Source organism: Pseudomonas sp. S44 (assembly GCF_016624805.1).
Lineage (GTDB): Bacteria > Pseudomonadota > Gammaproteobacteria > Pseudomonadales > Pseudomonadaceae > Aquipseudomonas > Aquipseudomonas machongensis.
In genome coordinates this window covers 1-17,914 of sequence record NZ_JACVTY010000026.1, presented here as the reverse complement: position 1 = coordinate 17,914, position 17,914 = coordinate 1, and the positions used below count along the sequence as shown (strand labels likewise).

The 17,914-nt window shown below is 65.6% G+C and carries 15 protein-coding genes and 1 pseudogene; 7 read left to right on the top strand and 9 right to left on the bottom strand.

Annotated elements, in window-relative coordinates:
• Window positions 1–2: 2 nt before the first annotated feature.
• The 5 genes and pseudogenes from IAE40_RS18640 to IAE40_RS18620 all read right to left on the bottom strand — a co-directional run.
• Window positions 3–434 carry a hypothetical protein gene (locus tag IAE40_RS18640; RefSeq protein ID WP_200603674.1) on the bottom strand — a complete coding sequence of 144 codons (432 nt, stop codon included), beginning with the start codon at window positions 432–434 and terminating at the stop codon, window positions 3–5.
• Window positions 431–1,789, bottom strand: a complete 1,359-nt coding sequence (locus tag IAE40_RS18635) for a phosphatase PAP2/dual specificity phosphatase family protein (protein ID WP_200603673.1) — start codon at window positions 1,787–1,789, stop codon at window positions 431–433. Before IAE40_RS18635 ends, IAE40_RS18640 begins: the two co-directional genes overlap by 4 nt.
• Window positions 1,789–3,537 carry a bifunctional alpha/beta hydrolase/class I SAM-dependent methyltransferase gene (locus IAE40_RS18630; RefSeq protein ID WP_200603672.1) on the bottom strand — a complete coding sequence of 583 codons (1,749 nt, stop codon included), beginning with the start codon at window positions 3,535–3,537 and terminating at the stop codon, window positions 1,789–1,791. The genes IAE40_RS18635 and IAE40_RS18630 overlap by 1 nt, the downstream gene beginning before the upstream one ends.
• Before the next feature lie 30 nt (window positions 3,538–3,567).
• Window positions 3,568–4,173: a CDP-alcohol phosphatidyltransferase family protein gene (locus IAE40_RS18625; protein ID WP_200603671.1), complete on the bottom strand. Its 606-nt coding sequence runs from the start codon at window positions 4,171–4,173 to the stop codon at window positions 3,568–3,570.
• Between the two features lie 114 nt (window positions 4,174–4,287).
• Window positions 4,288–4,416, bottom strand: a pseudogene (locus tag IAE40_RS18620) (XdhC family protein); the annotation flags it as partial.
• A 105-nt stretch (window positions 4,417–4,521) separates the two neighbouring features.
• Between IAE40_RS18620 and IAE40_RS18615 the strand changes: the two are divergent.
• Entirely contained in the window at window positions 4,522–5,160 is a 639-nt protein-coding gene (locus IAE40_RS18615; protein WP_054892660.1) for a TetR family transcriptional regulator, read from the top strand.
• Between the two features lie 2 nt (window positions 5,161–5,162).
• Here IAE40_RS18615 and IAE40_RS18610 read toward each other — a convergent pair whose 3' ends face one another.
• The 4 genes from IAE40_RS18610 to IAE40_RS18595 all read right to left on the bottom strand — a co-directional run bounded on the left by IAE40_RS18610 (window position 5,163) and on the right by IAE40_RS18595 (window position 10,930).
• Complete coding sequence (locus tag IAE40_RS18610) at window positions 5,163–8,720, bottom strand: molybdopterin cofactor-binding domain-containing protein (RefSeq protein WP_200603670.1); 3,558 nt, start codon at window positions 8,718–8,720, stop codon at window positions 5,163–5,165.
• A gap of 15 nt (window positions 8,721–8,735) precedes the next feature.
• Window positions 8,736–9,203 (bottom strand): (2Fe-2S)-binding protein, encoded by a 468-nt coding sequence (locus IAE40_RS18605; protein ID WP_200603669.1) that lies wholly within the window; start codon window positions 9,201–9,203, stop codon window positions 8,736–8,738.
• Window positions 9,204–9,332: 129 nt separating this feature from the next.
• On the bottom strand, window positions 9,333–9,809 hold the full coding sequence (locus IAE40_RS18600; protein WP_151926417.1) for a MarR family winged helix-turn-helix transcriptional regulator: 477 nt from the start codon (window positions 9,807–9,809) through the stop codon (window positions 9,333–9,335).
• Between the two features lie 68 nt (window positions 9,810–9,877).
• Window positions 9,878–10,930: a 2,5-dihydroxypyridine 5,6-dioxygenase gene (locus IAE40_RS18595; RefSeq protein ID WP_063542680.1), complete on the bottom strand. Its 1,053-nt coding sequence runs from the start codon at window positions 10,928–10,930 to the stop codon at window positions 9,878–9,880.
• Between the two features lie 329 nt (window positions 10,931–11,259).
• On the opposite strand from IAE40_RS18595, the gene nicC reads away from it, so the two are divergent.
• The 6 genes from nicC to IAE40_RS18565 all read left to right on the top strand — a co-directional run bounded on the left by nicC (window position 11,260) and on the right by IAE40_RS18565 (window position 17,581).
• Window positions 11,260–12,408, top strand: coding sequence for a 6-hydroxynicotinate 3-monooxygenase (gene nicC / locus IAE40_RS18590; protein ID WP_054892655.1), 1,149 nt, complete (start codon window positions 11,260–11,262; stop codon window positions 12,406–12,408).
• Window positions 12,405–13,211, top strand: a complete 807-nt coding sequence (nicD, locus tag IAE40_RS18585) for an N-formylmaleamate deformylase (protein ID WP_200603668.1) — start codon at window positions 12,405–12,407, stop codon at window positions 13,209–13,211. The genes nicC and nicD overlap by 4 nt, the downstream gene beginning before the upstream one ends.
• Before the next feature lie 13 nt (window positions 13,212–13,224).
• Window positions 13,225–13,977, top strand: a complete 753-nt coding sequence (locus IAE40_RS18580) for a maleate cis-trans isomerase family protein (RefSeq protein ID WP_054892653.1) — start codon at window positions 13,225–13,227, stop codon at window positions 13,975–13,977.
• Window positions 13,978–13,991: 14 nt separating this feature from the next.
• On the top strand, window positions 13,992–14,633 hold the full coding sequence (locus IAE40_RS18575; protein WP_200603667.1) for an N-carbamoylsarcosine amidohydrolase: 642 nt from the start codon (window positions 13,992–13,994) through the stop codon (window positions 14,631–14,633).
• A gap of 206 nt (window positions 14,634–14,839) precedes the next feature.
• The gene (locus tag IAE40_RS18570; protein WP_063542688.1) at window positions 14,840–16,153 is read left to right on the top strand and encodes an MFS transporter; all 1,314 of its coding nucleotides are present in this window, start codon (window positions 14,840–14,842) and stop codon (window positions 16,151–16,153) included.
• A gap of 135 nt (window positions 16,154–16,288) precedes the next feature.
• Complete coding sequence (locus IAE40_RS18565; protein ID WP_063542690.1) at window positions 16,289–17,581, top strand: OprD family porin; 1,293 nt, start codon at window positions 16,289–16,291, stop codon at window positions 17,579–17,581.
• The last annotated feature ends 333 nt before the right edge of the window (window positions 17,582–17,914 follow it).

Sequence of the window (17,914 nt, the reverse complement as noted above, 5' to 3'; positions counted from 1 at the left end):
GGTCATCCGGTGAAGGGCAGTGTCAGCAGGGTAGCCAAGGTCAACAGCAACTGCAGGCCCAGGCACAGGGCCTGGCGGCGCAACAGGGTGAGTGCAGCCTGGCTGCGAGTTGGCCAGTCGCGTGGGTCGTCGGCGCGAGCCTTGAGGTTCAACTCGAACAACGCTCGGTCCAGGGCGCGGGTGTCGTCAGTGAGCCGGGTACTGCTGGCCAGGCGATCGAAGAGCTCGGCATCCAGGGCCACGCGCACGGCCCAGTACTTGTGGGCAAGGCCGAGGAGCAGCAGCACGATGCATAGCGCACTGGCCAGCGGATGCAGGTGCAGGCCGAGCAGTGGCGCGAGGCCGTAGGCGACGGCCAGCAGGGTCAGGGCGTCAGACAGCCGTTCCAGTTGTCGGCCACGGGCTAGCAGGGTGGCGACCAGGTGCAGGTTCATGGCTGGACTCCGAGTTGCAGCAGGGCATGACGGTGGCCGGGGTGCAGTACTACGCCCGGGCGGGCCTGGCGGATGAGGGCTTCGGCGGCGTCGATGTCGGCGCAGCGGCCGCTGTGGATCAGCCAGGCCGCCACGGCGCTGGCGCTGCGTGAATAGCCCAGGGCGCAGCAGACCAGCAGCGGGCCTTGCTGGCGCAGGCGGTCGATGGCTTCTGCGGCTTGGAGCAGCAGGGCGGGGCTTGGGGGGATGAGGTCCAGGGTGGGCAGGCTGAGGTAGGTTGTCTGTTCTGGCCCATTCGCGGGCAAGCCCGCTCCTACTGGTTCAACAGGCGCTGTGGCTGGCCATGGGCAGGGTAGCTCCGCACACAAATCCACCACCGCCGCAAAATCACCTGCCTCGCCCAATCCGGGAATCCGTCCCAGATATACCCCGTCGCATACTTCATCTGCCTGCGGATGCCGCCAGGTCCAGGCTCGGGAGTTGATCCAGGCGCCAACCAGGTAAGGCGCCAGCAGCCAGGTCGCGGCGTTCGACAGATGCCCATCCGCAGCTTTCTGAAATCCGCCAGCTCCCAGCAGCACATAGTTCAGCGCTACCACCAGCAACGCCACTGCCGGCCACAGCAAACACAGCCACCCTCCACCCAGCCTGAAGGCCAGCAGCGCACACAACAGGGCGCCGATGCCATAGCGCAAGCCAAGCCGCCAGCGTTTCGGCTCACGCGCCAGATGCGCCTCGCGCAGCGGCAACGCGCCCTGGTGCGGCCATAGCCACAGGCACAGCAGCCCCACCAGCGCGCCGCTGGGCAGGTCTATGAAGTGGTGCTGCCAGGTGGTCAGCACCGAGAGCCCGATCAAGGCCATCCAGCCGTGCACGGCCCAGCGCCAGAGCGGTTTGCGGGTGTGCCGGGCGAACATGCTCCAGATGATCACCAGCAGTGCGATATGCAGCGACGGTGCCTGGTTATAGGGTTTGTCGAAGCCCATCAGCACATCGAACAGCCAGCCGAACACGCCTGCCAGTTCCGGTCGCTCGAAGGTGAAACGCAGCGGCCACAGCAGGAAGCAACTGACGCTGACCAGCTGCGCGGTCAACAGCGCCAGGGCATGGCGGTCCATCTCCCGACGCGTGAGCGGCAGCAGGAATGACAGGCCGTACAACAGGTCGATCGACCAGTACGGAATGATCGTCCATGGCCACAGCGGCATGTGCCGTTCCCAGCCGAACACCAGGCTGCCGACATCGTCGCGCCCGGCGGTGTAGGTGTTGGCCAGGCCGTAACTGAGGAAGAAGAACGGCCCGAGCAGCAACAGCCACAGGACACCGCGCCGGATCAGCCCGGCTTCGCGCGTCATCAGCGAACCCGCTGTGCCAGGCTGACGCTGAAGATGCCCCACTCGTCGATGCGCTGGGCGATCTTGCGAAAACCTGCCGCCTCCACCAACTGGTCCATCTCGGCCTGGCTGCGCCGGCGCATGACCCAGGCGTCGCCGCCGCGGTGGCTGGTCAGGGCACGGGCGATCATCTCCAGTTGCGGATGCCATGGCTGGCCGGTGTAGACCAGGTAGCCGCCGTCTTCCACGGCGTCGGCCAGGCCCGCCAGGGAGTCGCCCACCCGTTGGTTGCTGGCGAACAGCTCATAGAGCCCGGACACCACCGCCAGGGTGGGGCGCGGGTCGAGGCTCGCCAGGCTCTGGCGGTCGAAGGCATCGCCCTGGACGAAACGGGCAATCTCGCCCAGGCCCTTTTCGTCGATCAGCGCGCTGCCCTGCTGCACGTTCAGCTCGCTGTAGTCGCGCAGCAGGATCGAGTCCGGCAATTGCTCCTGCAGCGCTTCGAGGATGTAGCGGCCGTGGCCGGCGGCGATGTCGACGATGTGCACAGGTCGTGCCTGTTCGCGCAGGCGAGCGATGGCCAGGCGCAGCAGTTCCTCGACATGCACCTTGCGTTGGCGGATACCACGCCAGCCGATGGCATCGAGGTAGTTGCGATCGATCAGCTCGCCCAGTTTGCCCTTGCCGGTCGCCTGGTTGCGGTACACGTAGTCCAGGGTGCTGCCGGAGTCGAAGCCGGTGTCGAAACCCAGCTTCACCCCTTCGGACAGCCCCTTGCCCAGGCGCAGGCTGGCGCGGTAGCTGCGCCAGTAGAGGTCGCGCGGCGAGTTGTGCGGCAGCGGTGCGGCCAGGCTCTCCGCCTCGGCGCAGCTGGCACCGACCTTGTCGGCATCGAGCAGCGAAGGCGCAGGCAGCGGTGCGTCGAAACAGTGGGCGATGAAGCGCTCGATCCGCGCCAGGGCGTGGGCGCGGTCGCGTTCGCCGAGGGTGTCGTGGAAGAAGCCGGGCAGGATATGCATCTCCTTGCGCGGGCTGCCCAGGCGCTCGAAGAAACGCTCCTGCGGGCCGCGTTCCACCACGAAGTCCGCGCCAGACACCAGCAACTGGGTCGGTATCTGGATGGCCTGGGCGTCGGCGACCACTCGGTCGGCTGCCTCGTACAGGCCCAGCAGCACGGTCACCGAGATCGGTCGGCTGATCAGCGGGTCTGCGGTGTACGACATCACCCGTTCCGGATCATGGGTGAGCAGCCGTGGCTTGACGTAGCTGTTGACAAAGAAGTTGCCGCGCAGGGCCTTGAGCAGTTTCAGGCCGGGGCGAGCGAAGGGCACGTAGAGCTTGACCTTGAACGCCGGCGAGGCCAGCACCAGGCAGCGCACCTTGGGCGCGTAGTCGTGGGCCCAGGTGGCGATCAGCACTGCGCCGACGCTCTGCGCCAGCACGACCATATCGGGCTCGGCGATACCGTGCCGCGCCTGGATATGTTCGATGAAGGTCTGCACGTCGCGCACGCTGGTGGCGAAGCTCGGACTGTCGCCACGGGCCCCTGGCGACAGGCCATGGCCACGGGCGTCCCAGGCGAAGATGTCGTAACCGGGCAGGTCCAGTTCGTCGGCCAGGTGCGCCATGCGCCCGCCGTGCTCGTGTCCGCGATGGAACATCACCAGTGCCCGGCGCGGCTGGTGCTCGTTGCGGGTGGCCGGCCAGTGCCGGTAGTGCAGCTCGACGCCGTCGTGGGTCGAAAAGTGCAGCGATTGCGCTTGGCGCATGGCGAAAGTCCTTGTCCTGCGGCGATGGGGTCAGCGGGTTTCGGCCAGCCCGTGGCGTACCCGGTTGTAGAGGGTATAGAGCGAGAGCAGCAGGATGACCAGCAGCAGGCCGTTGATCCACGTTGGATTCAGCACGCCGAAGGCCACGCCGGTGCCCAGTACGCCGAAGCCAAAGGCCCGGTCGCTCTTGCCCATCGGGCCGTCGTAACGCCGCGAAGCACCGGCCAGCGGGCCCATCACCCCGGCGTATTCACTGATGACGGCAAGCAACACCACCAGCACCACCAGTGCCGGCGACACCCCGACCAGCAACGCGAAGGGCAGGTACAGCGCCGCGTCGGCGATCACGTCGCACAGTTCGTTGAGGTAGGCACCGAGGGTCGATTGCTGGCCGAACTCGCGGGCCAGCATGCCGTCGACGGCATTGAGCGCCATGCGCAGCAGCATCCACACCGGGACGAGGATGAACAGCCAGGTGACGTGGGGCAGCCAGGCGAGCAGCAGCCCCAGCAGCACCGACACCAACGCTGCGGCGACGGTGACCTGGTTGGCCGTGACGCCGCGATCGTAGAGACGCTGCACCGAAGGGCGCAGCAGAGCCTGGAAGCGGGGTTTGAGCTGATAGATGGATGGCACGGTGAGTTCCCTGTCGTGGTGCGGCGTGGAGGGGATTGTGGGGAAAGAGATTGGCGGGCGGCAAGGGGGTGGCGTGTGGTGGTTCACATCTGTGCACCACAGGGGCTCGGCAGGCTACAACGCATCCCGCGCCTTGCCGCGATACACCCGCAGCACATCCGCCATTACCGCCAGGGCGATTTCCGCTGGCGACTTGCTGCCCAGGTCCAGCCCGATCGGCCTGTGCAGGCGTTCGATCTGCTGGGCCGGTCGACATGCTGCATGTTCGGTTACCCCGTTCCAATCGTTGGCGCCCCACCCCATGTCTGTGGCAGTGTTGGCTATCTGGCCAGCCCCACAGGGACCGACATGCAGACTCGCAAAACCGGTGTTCGCGCCCAGCAGGCCGACCGCACCAAGGACAACATCCTCAAGGCCGCGGTTAAGGTCTTCAGCAAGGAGGGCTTCACCGGCGGGCGCGTCGAGCAGATCTCCACGCTGGCCAAGTCCAACGACCGGATGATCTATTACTACTTCGGCAACAAGGAAAAGCTGTTCATCAGCGTGCTGGAGCATATCTACGCCAGCTTCAACCAGGCCGAGGCCAAGCTGCGCCTTGACTTGTCCGACCCCGAGAGCGCGTTGCGCCAACTGGTGGCGTTCATCTGGGACTACTACGTGCGTCATCCCGAGTTCGTTACCATCCTGGCCACCGAAAACCTTCACCAGGGCCAGCACGCGCGCAAGTCGCAGAACCTGCAGGCGCTGTCCGGCGAGGCGGTCGGCGTGCTGCGGCCGATCATCGAGGCGGGGCAGGCCAAGGGCCTGTTCCGCAATGACATCGACATCACTCACGCCTACCTGATGATTGCCTCGCTCTGCTATTTCTATAACTCCAACCGCCATACGCTCAGCTCGTTCCTCGCCGTGGACCTCGCCGACAAGCAGGCCAAGGCCGACTGGCTGGACTTCATCAGCGATCTCGCCCTGCGCGGCCTGCGCCGCTAGCCTCAGTGGCTGCCGGGGTTGGCGCGTACCTGCGCGCTCTTCGCCGCCAGCCCTTGCCAGGCCGGTTTGTCGGCGGCGAAACGCTGGCGCAGGTAGGCGGCCATGTCCGCCACCTGGCGGTCCGAGAGGCTATCCCTGAAGCCGGGCATATAGCCCAGGTCGCGGGTCGCAGGCGTTGGAATACCGTGCAAGATCACGCGCAGCAGGTTGTCCGGCACATCGCTGTGCACGTTGCTGTTGACCGCCATCGACGGGCTGACACCGAACAGCTTCGGCCCCAGGCCATCGCTGTGACAGGCCATGCACGCACCTTTGAATACCCGCTCGCCATTGCTGATGGACAGTTGCGTATCGACCTGAGGCGCAGCCTGGGTCGCGACCGTCTGCGGCTCGCCGTCCAGTGAACTCAGGTAGTGGGCAATGGCCCGCACGTCGCTCTCCGGCAAGGTCGCCAGCTCGCTGACCACTGGCCCCATGGGCCCGGCGGCGACACCGTGCTTGTCGGAGAAACCGGTACGCAGATAAGTGAACAACTCGCTCTCGCTCCAGGGCGTGGACGACTTGCCCAAGGCGTTGAGTGCTGGCGCCTCCCAGCCATCGACCATGCCCCCGGCCAGGTAGCTCTTGCCGGTTTTTTCCGCGCCCATCAGGTTGCGCGGCGAGTGACAGGCGGTGCAGTGCCCGAGGCCGTCGACCAGGTAGGCGCCGCGGTTCCACTGCGCACTGCGCTGCGGGTCGGGCTGATACTCGCCGCGCTTGAGAAACAGCGCGTTCCAGCCAGCCATCAGCGGGCGCTGGTTGAACGGGAAACGCATGTCGTTGGCCGGGGCCTCCTGGCGCACGGGTGTCTGCGACATCAGGTAGGCGTACAGCGCCTGCATGTCACCGTCGGTGATATTGCGAAACGAGGTGTAGGGAAAGGCCGGGTACAGATGTCGGCCGTCGCGGCTGATGCCCTCGCGCATGGCGCGCTCGAAGGCGGCGAACGACCAGCGGCCGATGCCGGTTTCCGGATCGGGCGTGATGTTGGTGCTGTACAGCGTGCCGAACGGCGTTTCCATCGCCAGGCCGCCGGCATTGACCTTGCCGCCGATGACCGTGTGGCACACCGCGCAATCGCCGGCCGCCGCCACCTGGCGCCCGCGTTCGAGCATCGCCGCCGACCAGCTGCCGGCCGCCGGAGGCGTCACCGGCGCGATTTCCGTGCGAAAGGGCAGGGCGGTGGCGAGCATGCCCAGGGCGGCACCGAACACGCCGGCGATCGAGCCGAACCACCACTTCGAGCGTTTCGACGCGGGCTGTGCTGGCGCAGACGAATCCTCGCCGTTACCGCCAAGCGCAGCACGCACCCGTTCGGCCGTGATCGGCAACTCGCGAAAGCGTATGCCGGTGGCGTCGAAGATCGCGTTGGCGATGGCCGCCGCGCTCGGCACCGAGGCCGACTCGCCGCTGCCCATCGGTGGTTCGTGTTGGCGCGGCAGCATCATCACGTCGATGGCTGGCAGCTCCGGGAAGGTGAGGATCGGGTAGCCGCCCCATTCCTTGCTGGCTACCGTCGATTCCTCGAAGTGCACCTGTTCCTTGAGTACGCGGCTGGTGGACTGGATCACGTTGCCGTGGATCTGGTGGCGCACGCCCTCGGGGTTGACCATCATGCCCGCGTCATGGCCGATCACCACACGGGTAACGGCCACCTCGCCGGTGCGCCGGTCCACCGCCACATCGGCGACCCAGGCCGCCCAGGCGGCGCCGAAACCCGGGAATTTGCTGTGGATGTAGCGCGCATAGGCAAAGCCGCGACCGCGCAACACATCGCCCTCGGCGGGTGCCTGCATGGGCTGGGTGTGCGCCTGCCACTGCGCGCGTTCGGCGGTGGCCTTGACCAGATCGATGGCACGCGGGTCGGACAGGTGGCGCAGGCGGTACTCGACCGGGTCGACGCCTGCCGCGAAGGCCAGTTCGTCGATGTAGGACTCGTGGGCGAAGCTGTTGGGCATCGCCGACACGCCACGCATCCACGAGGCGCGTACCAGCGGTGTCATGTCATTGATGGTGACGCGCATGTGTTCGTAGTCATAGGGCGGAATCGAGGTGCGGTCGCCCATTTCGAACAGCGCCGGCACCGGTTCCACCGCGCCGGTCAGCAGCAGGGCGAGGGTTGGGGCGCCGTTGGAGGGGTAGCTGGTCTGGAAGTCGTAGGCGGCGACCGTGCCGTCGGCGTTCAGGCCGCCGTCGATCTCCATCAGTTGCGCGGTGCCCTTGGGCTCCCAGACATGCTCCTGCTCGCGGGTCAGTTGCACCCGCACCGGGCGTCCGACCGCACGCGACAGCAGCACCGCGTCGGCGCACACGTCGTCGGCGCAGTTGCGGCCGTAGCAGCCCGCCGCCTCCATGCGGATGATCTCGATGCGCGCTTCGGGGCACTCCAGCAACCAGGCGAGATCGGCGCGCAGCAGGTGCGGATTCTGGGTGCCAGACCAGACGCGGATCTGGCCTTCGGTGAAGTCGGCCAGGGCACAAGACGGGCCGATCGAGCCATGCAGCTGGTAGGGCCACAGGTAACTGCGGCTCAGGCGCTGGCTGGCATTGGCGATGCCCGCGTCGACCTCGCCCTTGTCCAGTACGGTGCGCTGCACCCTGGGGTTGTCGCGGATGGCCTGGGCGACGTCGCTGAGGTCGGGCAGCTTGCCAGTGAACGGCTTCCAGCTCAGCTTGAGGTCGTGGGCGGCGCGGATCGCCTGTTCCTCACGCTCGGCCACCACGCCGACGAAGTCGCGGATCACCACCACGGCGACCACGCCAGGCACATGGGCGATGGAGCTTTCATCCACCGCCAGCAGGCTGTTCCCGACGAAGTCGCCACTGTCGTGACCGGCATAGGGCGGGCGGATCACCCGGCCGTGGAGCATGTCGGGCAGGCGCATGTCGTGCACGTAGGTCAGCTCGCCGGTGGCCTTGCCGGGGATGTCTACCCGCGCGGCGCTGCGCCCGACCAGGCGATAGTCCTCGACGGCCTTGAGCGGGGCGTCGTCGGCGATGCGCAATTGCTGGTTGTGTCCGCGCACCAGGTCGGCGAAGGGTAGGCGACGGCCGTCTTCGGCGATCACCGCGCCTTCTTCGATCCGCAAAGCATTGGCTGCGCAGCCCAGCTCAAGGGCGGCCTGCTGCAGCAAGAAGCGTCGCGCCGTGGCCGCGGCCTTGCGCAATGGCACGGCGGAAATCTGCAGGGTGGCGCTGGCGATGGTCGCGCCCTGGTTCGGCGCACGCTCGGTGTCGCCGAGCACCATGTGCACCTGGTCCATGCGCAGGTCCAGCTCCTCGGCGACGATTTGCGCCAGCGAGGTGCGGATGCCGGTACCCAGGTCGACGTGGCCATTGAAGGCATAAACCAGGCCGTCGTCGCTGACGGCGATGAACAGTGCCAGTTCGCGGTCCTTGATCACCGGTGTCACGCCCTTGGCAACCGGCCCCGAGGGTGGGGTGATCTCGTCGACGATCAGCAGCACGCCGCTGCTGGCCAGCAATTGCTCGCGTGAAGGCACCTGTTGCGAGTGATTCATGAGGTTCTCCGGATCTCAGGCCTGGCGGCCGGCGGCGCGGCGCACCGCGCGCAGGATTTCGACGTGGGTGCCGCAGCGGCAGAGGTTGCCGGACAGTTCGTTGCGGATCTGTTCGTCGGTGGGATTGGGGATACGGTCGAGCAGGGCCTTGGCGGTCATGATCATGCCGTTCATGCAGTAGCCGCACTGGGCCGCCTGTTCGTCGATGAACGCCTGCTGCACCGGGTGCGGTGCGGCCTTGTTACCGAGACCTTCGAGCGTGATGACCTCGCGGCCTTCGGCGCCGGCCAGCGGAATCACGCAGGAGCGCGCGGCCACCCCGTCGATGATTACCGTGCAGGCACCGCACTCGCCCAGGCCGCAGCCGTACTTGGGGCCGTTCAGGCACAGGTCGTTGCGCAGGATCAGCAGCAGCGGTGTGTCGGCGTCGGCGCTGACATCCACAGGCTGACCGTTGATCCGCAGGGAGATGGTTGTTTGCATTGTTGGCTCATCTCTGGGGCGCTACCAAAGAACACAATTGGTGCGCTTTTTCGGTAAGTACTCACTACATGAAATGGTGAGCAAGAAGCAGGCCAGAGATGGAATGGAAGGGGTAGGGGCGGTGCGGTGCTAGCCAGCCACTTCGTCGCTGTCGATCATCTTGCGCAGCAGGAACAGGATCGCCACCCGCTCCCCGGCATTGAGGCTGCCCATGCTCAGCTCACTGATCTGTCGTGCGCAGGGAATCATCGCATCGAGCAGCGCCGAGCCGCTCTCGGTGAGCTCGACGATGACCTTGCGCCGGTCGTCCGGGTCTGGCGACAGTTGCACCAGTTCGCGGGCCTTGAGGCGCTCGACGATGCCACGGATGGTCGCCTGGTCCACCGCCGTGGCCTTGATCAGCTCGGCCTGGGAGCTGGGCCCATGGTCGCGCAGGGCGCACAGGGTGACGAACTGGATCGAGGTGAGCTGTGGGTCGCACGCCTGCTGCTGGAAGATCGCCGTATGCCGCTGGTACGCCTTGCGCAGCAGGTGGCCGATCTGTTCGGTGACGTCATAGGGCGTGGTGTCGAGCGGGGTGGCAACGGGGGCGGTTTTCTTCGGCATGTGATGGCTTGGGCTGTGTGGGTTGGCTGGCCGGCCCCCGAAAGCGGAGCGCCGGGCCAGTATAACCCCTATCGGGCCTTGGACTCCTCGGGCGCGACCACCTCGCCGGCCAGCACCACGGCCTGGTCGTCCAGGTAGATATCGCAGTTGCGCAGCGGGATATCCAGGTGGCACGGGGTCTTGCGCTTGCCGCCGACCTCGGTGTTTGGGCCGGTGGAGAACAGGAAGTTGCCGTAGAAGGCGCGGGCGTCCATGCACATGCCGTCGTTGCGGTCGTGCAGGCCCATGGCGGTCCATTGCGCGCGGGGTTGCAGGCCCCAGCCGATGTGGGAGATGCCGTACACCTCGGGGTCGTTGAAGTACTTCATGTAGTCACGCAGGTACTCGGCCTCGAAGCCGCCGTGGATACCGGTGATGAAGCCTTTCTCGATCTCCAGGGTGATGCGCTCGCGGCAGTAGTTCTTGAACGGCAGGATGATGTCGCCGACATCCAGCACCAGCGTGCCTTCGGCGCTGTCCTCGTTCGGCCAGGTGAACAGGAAGCCACTGGGCCAGTGGTCCCAGCGCCCCGGCTCGTCGGCGTAGCCGTATTCGGTGACCGCCGGATACTGGCCGAGCGGGGCGTGGAAGTCGCTGCCGGCCTTGGAGCGCACGTGCATGCTGCGCGCTTGCTTGAGCAGGGTCTCGGCGGCCAGCACGCGACGCTTGTCGTCCTCGGTGGGCAGCATGCGCGCCAGTACTTCCGGGGGTTCGACCGCCAGCAGGATGCGCGTGCCGGTCTTGAGGATCTGCTCCTGCTCGGGAGAGTGCAGCAGCATCATGGTGTCGACGATCAGGTCGGCCGCTTCCAGCGCCCGCTGGGCGGCGATGTTGCCGGTCAGCGCGGTGTCGCCGCAGTAAGCGGTCATGTCGTTGCCCATCGCCGTGGGGTGGTTGAACGACGGCAACTCCACCGCATAGACCTTGGCCTTCAGGCGCTGCGCGGCCTCCATCGCGGCGTTGACCGTGCGCGGGTCGGAGTAGTGGCTCTTGAGCACGGCGACGCTCTGGGTTTCGTCAACCCGAGACAGTTTCAGCACGTGTTCGAACATCTGGGTCAGCTCTGCATTGCTCACCGGCATGGGGGTTCTCCTGGTCAGGACTCAAGGGTCGAGCGGCTGCACCACGGCAGTGCCGGGCGCGTCATCTCGGTGCAAAACAATAGTGTGTACACCATATTTGCTCAGATGAAAGCGCATCCCGCCGATTAGCGCAAGCCTTGCGATCAAACGTTACCTATCCACACATATTCCAATGTTTGCGGTAACAATTACCGCGTTATCGCCATTGATCGCGGTCCTTGAAAATATTTCGCACTGCCTCTTCCAATTAAAAAAATAGAGCGTATACACTCTAAATCGTCGAGCGGCCGAACCGCTGGCAACACATCAGAACAAGAGGAGACATACCCATGCGGGGTAGGCAGAAAATCGCAATCGTCGGTGCAGGTCTGGGTGGGGCGGCGGCCGCTACGTTGCTGCAGCAGGCCGGGTTCGACGTCGAGGTGTTCGAGCAGGCGCCGGAGTTCACCCGCCTTGGTGCGGGCATCCACATCGGCCCCAACGTGATGAAGATCTTCCGGCGCATGGGCCTCGAGCAGAAGCTGGAGCTGATGAGCTCGCACCCGGACTTCTGGTTCAGCCGCGACGGCAAGACCGGCGACTACCTGGCGCGGATCCCGCTGGGCGAGTTCGCTCGCCGCGAGTACGGCGCCTCGTACATCACCATCCACCGCGGCGACCTGCACGCGCTGCAGATCGAGGCGATCAAGCCGGGCACCGTGCATTTCGGCAAGCGCCTGGAAAAGATCGTCGACGAGGGTGACCAGGTGCGCCTGGACTTCGCCGACGGCACTCATACCGTGGCCGATATCGTCATCGGTGCCGACGGCATCCACTCGAAGATCCGCGAGGAACTGCTGGGCGCCGAAGCGCCGATCTACAGCGGCTGGGTCGCCCATCGTGCGCTGATTCGCGGCGACAAGCTCAAACAGCACGCGGACGTGTTCGAGGACTGCGTGAAGTGGTGGACCGACGATCGTCACATGATGGTCTACTACACCACCGGCAAACGCGACGAGTATTACTTCGTCACCGGCGTACCGCACGAGGCCTGGGACTTCCAGGGTCCGTTCGTGGACAGCAGCCAGGAAGAGATGCGCGCCGCCTTCGAGGGCTATCACTCGACGGTGCACAAGCTGATCGACGCGACCGAGTCCATCACCAAGTGGCCGCTGCGCAACCGCAACCCGCTGCCGCTGTGGAGCCGTGGCCGCCTGGTGCTGCTGGGCGATGCCTGCCATCCGATGAAGCCGCACATGGCCCAGGGCGCCTGCATGGCCATCGAGGACGCGGCAATGCTGACCCGCTGCCTGCAGGAAACCGGGCTGTCCGACCACCGCACCGCCTTCGCCCTCTACGAAGCCAACCGCAAGGAACGCGCCTCGCGGGTGCAGTCGGTGTCCAACGCCAACACCTTCCTCTACACCCAGGAAGACCCGGCGTGGGTCTACGGCTATGACCTCTACGGCCAGGAACTGAAAAGCGGGGAGGCGGCATGAGCAGCTTCGTCGCCGGCGGCAACGTCAGCGCCAACGGCATCCGCCAGCACTACCTGCGCTACGGCGGCAAAGGGCCGGCGCTGATCGTGGTGCCGGGGATCACCAGCCCGGCGATCACCTGGGGGTTCGTCGCCGAGCGCCTCGGTCTGCACTTCGACACCTATGTGCTGGACGTGCGCGGGCGTGGCTTGTCCTCCAGCGGTCCTGGCCTGGACTATGGCACCGACGCCTGCGCCGCCGACATTCCGGCCTTCGCCGCAGCGCTTGGGCTTGGCAGTTATCACCTGGTCGGCCATTCGATGGGCGCACGCTTCGCCATTCGCGCTGCCGCCCAGGGCGCGCCAGGCCTGCAGCGCCTGGTGCTGATCGATCCGCCGGTGTCCGGCCCGGGCCGGCGCGAGTATCCGAGCAAGCTGCCGTGGTACGTCGATTCGATCCGCCAGGCCACGATCGGCATGACCGGTGAGGACATGCGCGCCTTCTGCGCGACCTGGAGCGACGAGCAACTGGCCCTGCGCGCCGAATGGCTGCACACCTGCCACGAGCCGGCGATCGTGCGAGCCTTCAACGATTTCCACGAGGTGGATATCCATCAGGACCTGCCCGCCGTGCGCCAGCCGGCGCTGCTGATGGTGGCCGGGCGTGGCGGTGTGATCCAGGCGCAGGACATCGCCGAGATCCGCGAGCTCAAGCCGGACATCCAGGTGGTTCAGGTCGACAACGCCGGCCACATGATTCCCTGGGACGACCTCGAAGGCTTCTTTGCCGCCTTCGGCGATTTCCTCGACCATTCCCTCGTCTGAAGGAGCACGAGACATGACCAAGCTGTATCGCATCGGCCAGATCGTGCCGAGTTCGAACACCACCATGGAAACCGAGATCCCGGCGATGCTCACCGCGCGCCAGGCGATCCGCCCGGAGCGCTTCACCTTCCACTCCAGCCGCATGCGCATGAAGCAGGTGAAGAAGGAAGAACTGGCGGCGATGGACGCCGAGTCCGATCGCTGCGCGGTGGAGTTGTCCGACGCCAAGGTCGACGTGCTGGGCTACGCGTGCCTGGTGGCGATCATGGCCATGGGGCTGGGCTATCACCGCCAGTCGGAGAAACGCCTGCAGAAAGCCACCGCCGACAACGACGCGCTGGCGCCGGTGATCACCAGTGCAGGTGCCTTGGTCGAGGCGTTGCACGTCATGAAGGCCAAGCGCATCGCCATCGTCGCGCCCTACATGAAGCCGCTGACCGAGCTGGTGGTGAACTACATCCGTGAAGAGGGCTTCGAGGTTCAGGATTGGCGTGCGCTGGAGATCCCCGACAACCTCGCCGTGGCGCGCCATGATCCGGCCAACCTGCCGGGCATCGTCGCCGGCATGAACCTGGAAGGCGTCGATGTGGTGGTGCTGTCGGCCTGCGTGCAGATGCAGTCGCTACCCGCCGTGGCCAAGGTCGAGGCACAGACCGGCAAGCCGGTGGTCACCGCGGCCATCGCCACCACCTACGCCATGCTCAAGGCACTGGACCTGGAGCCTGTGGTTCCGGGCGCTGGTGCCCTGCTGTCGGGCGCCTACTGAAACGGGAGACGGACATGAGCGACGCACAGAGCGCCCGTGACAACTACCAGGGCGTGTGGGGCCAGCGCATCGGCTTCGGCCGCAAGGCGGCCCTGCTGATGATCGACTTCATGCAGGGCTATACCACCCCCGGTGCGCCACTCTACGCCCCCGGCGTGGTGTCGGCCGTCGAGCAGGCCAGCGGCCTGCTGGCGCTGGCGCGTGACTGCGGTACTCTGGTGGTCCACACCAATATCCGCTACCAGCCCCCGCACTTTGCCGATGGTGGCGTGTGGGTGCGCAAGGCGCCGGTGATGAAGGACATGGTCGAGGGCAATCCACTGGCTGCATTCTGCGAGGCGGTGATGCCACTGGCGCAGGAAGTGGTGCTGAGCAAGCAGTATGCGAGCGCCTTTTTCGGCACCAGCCTTGCACCGCTGTTGCATGCACAAGGGATCGACACCGTGGTGCTGGCCGGCTGTTCCACCAGCGGCTGTATCCGCGCCAGTGCGGTGGATGCGCTGCAGCACGGGTTCCGGACCATCGTGGTGCGCGAGTGCGTCGGCGATCGCCATGAGGATCCGCACGAAGCGAACCTGTTCGACATCGACAGCAAGTACGGCGATGTCGTCAGCCGCCAGGAGGCCATGGAGCAACTCAAGCGCCTGGCCGACTGAGTCGGGCGCCTTGTACCCATAACAATCGAGGAACGGTGCAGGAACGCCCGTTCCATCGCCGTCCGCTGTGCGGACGGTCGCCCCGCAGGAGCACTCGGGGTCTTGTGACGCTGCCCTGGACAGCCGCCTGTAGTGTGCGGCGCTCTTGGAGCGTCGAAAACTGCTGGCCTAAAAACAACCACAAAGTCGCCGCCAGGAGACAAGAAATGCCAATTGCGAATGCAACCGCGGTTCACAGTGCAACCGACCAAGGCACACAAGCGCTCTACCGCAAGATCACATGGAGGCTGATTCCCTTCCTGTGCTTCTGCTATCTCGCGGCCTATCTGGACCGTATCAATGTCGGCTTCGCCAAGCTGCAGATGCTCGAAGACCTGCAGTTCAGTACCGCAGCCTACGGCCTGGGGGCCGGGCTGTTCTTCGTCGGCTACATCATCTTCGAGGTGCCGAGCAACCTGATCCTGGAGCGCGTCGGTGCCAAGCTCTGGATTGCCCGGATCATGATCACCTGGGGCCTGCTGTCGGCCTGCACCATGTTCGTGTCCACCACCACCCAGTTCTATATCCTGCGTTTTCTGCTCGGGGCCGCCGAGGCGGGCTTCCTCCCGGGCGTGCTGTACTACCTGACCATGTGGTATCCGACCTACCGGCGTGGGCGCATCATCGCGCTGTTCATGATCGGCTTGCCGCTGTCGAGCGTGATCGGCGGGCCGATCTCTGGCTGGATCATGGGGCACTTCGACCAGGTCCACGGCCTGCATGGCTGGCAGTGGCTGTTCCTGCTCGAGGCGATCCCCAGCGTGCTGCTCGGTATCCTGACCTTCTGGGCCCTGCCGAACAATTTCCACCAGGCCAAATGGCTGTCCGACGATGACAAGGCGCAACTGGCCAGCGACCTGGCTGCGGACGATGCCGAGGGCAAGGGCAGCAAGCACAGCTTCCGCGATGGCTTCTTCAACCTGAAGGTATGGATGCTCGGCGGCATCGATTTCTCGATCCTGCTCAGTGCCTATGCCATGGGGTTCTGGATGCCGACCTTCATCCGCGATGCAGGCGTCAGCGACACCTTCCACATCGGCCTGCTCACTGCGATTCCGAGCCTGGCCGCGCTACTCGGCATGCTGATGATCGGCGCCAGTTCCGACCGTCATCGCGAGCGTCGCTGGCACATCATCGTGCCGTTCATCATCGGCGCCATCGCCATGGCCAGCAGCACCCTGTTCAGCCAGAACCTGGTGATGACCGTGGCGCTGTTCGCCATCGCCTCGGCGGCGATCATCGGTGCGGTGCCGGTGTTCTTCAGCCTGCCGGCGACCTTTCTCAAGGGTACCGCCGCGGCCACCGGTTTCGCCCTGGCTTGCTCGCTGGCCAATATCGCGGGCCTGGTGAGCAACTCGCTGATGGGCATCGTGACCGATCTCACCGGTACCTCCCATGCGGCATTGTGGGTGTTCGCCGGCTGCCTGATCCTGAGCTGCTTCCTGGTGATCGCGCTGCCCGCGAAGCTGGTCAACCGCTAGTGGTCGACCGCTTCTCGCAACGGTAGCCCGGCGGGCCTGGCGCCCGCCTGATCCCTTCATCACGCCATCCGCACGTCGGCGGCCTTCAGGCTGCCGCGGTGGATCGCTGTTGCCCGAATCCAGGAGTCGCTCCCCATGCACGTACAGATTTCCCAGCGTTTTTCATCGGCTACCCGACTGGCCGGTGGCTGCGTCGCCGCAGCGCTGTGCCTCGATGCCTCTGCCGAAGACAGCGGTTTCATCGAAGGCGCCCGCGCCACCTTGCAGGCGCGCAATTACTTCTTCAGCCGCGACTATGCGGATATCAAGGGTGCCAGCACCCAGTCCCGTACCCAGGAATGGGCGCAGGGGTTCATCCTCAATGCCAGCTCCGGTTATACACAGGGGACGGTGGGTGTCGGCCTCGATGTGACCGGGCTGCTCGGCTTCAAGCTCGACAGCAGCCCGGAACATTCGAAGTCGGGCCTGCTGCCGAGCCTTGCCAGCGGCAAGTCGGCGGACGAGTACAGCCGCCTGGGTGCGGCGATCAAGTTCAAGGTGTCGCAGACCGAGCTCAAGGTCGGTGAGCTGATGCCCAACCTGCCAGTGCTGTTGTTCAGCGACTTGCGCCTGCTGCCGCCAACGTATCAGGGGGCGATGCTCGAGTCCCGCGAGATCGCCGGGTTGACCTTGAACGCCGGCCAGTTCCGCTCCACCAGCCTGCGCGACTCGTCCAACAGCCAGAAGATGTATGCGCTGGTCAACGACCCGATCAACCCGTCGCGGCTGGCGCGCTTCACCAGCGACCGCTTCAACTACGTCGGCGCCGACTATGCCTTCAACGACAACCGCACCAGCGTCGGGGTGTGGCAGGCGCAACTGGAGGATATCTACCAGCAGCGCTTCTACAGCTTCAAGCACGCCGAGCCGGTGGGCGACTGGACGCTGGGTGTCAATGCCGGGTACTTCGACGCCCGCGAGGACGGTCGCAAGATTGCCGGTGACTACGACAACCATGCCTTGTTCAGCCTGTTCTCGGCCAAGACTGGCGGGCATACCTTCTATGTGGGCTACCAGCAGATCGGCGGCAAGGATGGCTTCATCCAGGTCGGAGCCAACACCAACCCGATGGGCAACACGCTGCCAACCTACGAGTTCTCGGCGCCGGGGGAACGTTCGTGGCAGGTGCGCCATGACTACAACTTCGTGGCCCTGGGCATTCCCGGCCTGACCTCGACCCTGCGCTATGTGAAGGGCGGGGATGTGGACACCGGGCTTGGCTTCGAAGGGCGTGACCGGGAGCGCGATCTGGACCTGGCGTATGTGGTGCAGAGCGGGCCGCTGGCTGGGCTGGGGGTGCGGGTTCGCAATGTCATGGCGCGGTCCAACTACCGGACCGATATCGATGAGAACCGGTTGATCCTGAGCTATACGGTGAAGTTGTTCTGATCGAGGTGTGCTGAGTCAGGACCGGCCTTTTCGCGGGCAAGTCGCAAGGCAGAACCGCTCCCTCTGTGGGAGCGAGGGCTCGGCGCCCCGACGCGCTGCATGGCACGGGCTACGCCCGTGTTCGCGGGACCAGCCCGCTCCCACAGGGATTGGGCTGGTCTTTAGATTTTGAGCAAGACCGTTGCTCCTACAAGAGCTCCGCAACTTCTGAATACTGCGGTGTTAATTGTGGGAGCGGCGGTTCGGCGCCCCGACTTGTCCCGCGATCACCGGCGAAGCCGGTGCCATGCAGCGCGTTATCTTGTTCGCGGGACAAGTCGGGGCGCCGGACCG